1 tRNA gene and 1 rRNA gene are annotated in these 1,241 nt (G+C 50.7%); both read right to left on the minus strand.

The window, feature by feature from the left end:
- Positions 1–911: ribosomal RNA gene (locus ACFCXS_RS39435) — 23S ribosomal RNA — on the minus strand; the annotation flags it as partial.
- Between the two features lie 207 nt (positions 912–1,118).
- A tRNA-Ala gene (locus tag ACFCXS_RS39440) sits at positions 1,119–1,194 on the minus strand.
- Positions 1,195–1,241 lie beyond the last annotated feature (47 nt).

Consider the following 1,241-nt stretch of genomic DNA (forward strand, 5'->3'; position numbering starts at 1 on the left):
GTTTGCATCGGTTTGGTAAGCCGGGATGGCCCCCTAGCCGAAACAGTGCTCTACCCCCGAAGATGAGTTCACGAGGCGCTACCTAAATAGCTTTCGAGGAGAACCAGCTATCTCCCGGTTTGATTGGCCTTTCACCCCCAGCCACAAGTCATCCGCTAATTTTTCAACATTAGTCGGTTCGGTCCTCCAGTTAGTGTTACCCAACCTTCAACCTGCCCATGGCTAGATCACCGGGTTTCGGGTCTATACCTTGCAACTAATCGCCCAGTTAAGACTCGGTTTCCCTACGGCTCCCCTATACGGTTAACCTTGCTACAAAATATAAGTCGCTGACCCATTATACAAAAGGTACGCAGTCACACCACGAAGGTGCTCCCACTGCTTGTACGTACACGGTTTCAGGTTCTATTTCACTCCCCTCGCCGGGGTTCTTTTCGCCTTTCCCTCACGGTACTGGTTCACTATCGGTCAGTCAGGAGTATTTAGCCTTGGAGGATGGTCCCCCCATATTCAGACAGGATGTCACGTGTCCCGCCCTACTCATCGAACTCACGACCTGTGCATTTTAGTGTACGGGGCTATCACCCTTTGCTGCGCGACTTTCCAGACGCTTCCACTAACACACAAGCCGATTCAGGTTCTGGGCTCCTCCCCGTTCGCTCGCCGCTACTGGGGGAATCTCGGTTGATTTCTTTTCCTCGGGGTACTTAGATGTTTCAGTTCCCCCGGTTCGCCTCATGCCACTATGTATTCATGACATGATAGTGTGTCGAAACACACTGGGTTTCCCCATTCGGGTATCGCCGGTTATAACGGTTCATATCACCTTACCGACGCTTTTCGCAGATTAGCACGCCCTTCATCGCCTCTGACTGCCTAGGCATCCACCGTATACGCTTAGTCACTTAACCTCACAACCCGAAGATGTTTCCATCGTTCGTGCTGCAAACATTTGAGAGACTCTATGACAGGTTACTCTTCATCCCAGTACATCTACGGAGGGATAAATTTCAGCCGTCATGTTTCAATTTTCAGCTTGTTCCAGATTGTTAAAGAGCAAAATACTTCGCAGCATACTGTCGCCAATATACTCTGAAGTATTGAAATACCGGACTATATGGTGGAGCTAAGCGGGATCGAACCGCTGACCTCCTGCGTGCAAGGCAGGCGCTCTCCCAGCTGAGCTATAGCCCCATACAGTCACGTGCAGTACCTTTTCCACTTCGAAGAAGTGGTAGGCC

The sequence above is a fragment of the Streptomyces sp. NPDC056373 genome (assembly GCF_042262425.1).
Lineage (GTDB): Bacteria > Actinomycetota > Actinomycetes > Streptomycetales > Streptomycetaceae > Streptomyces.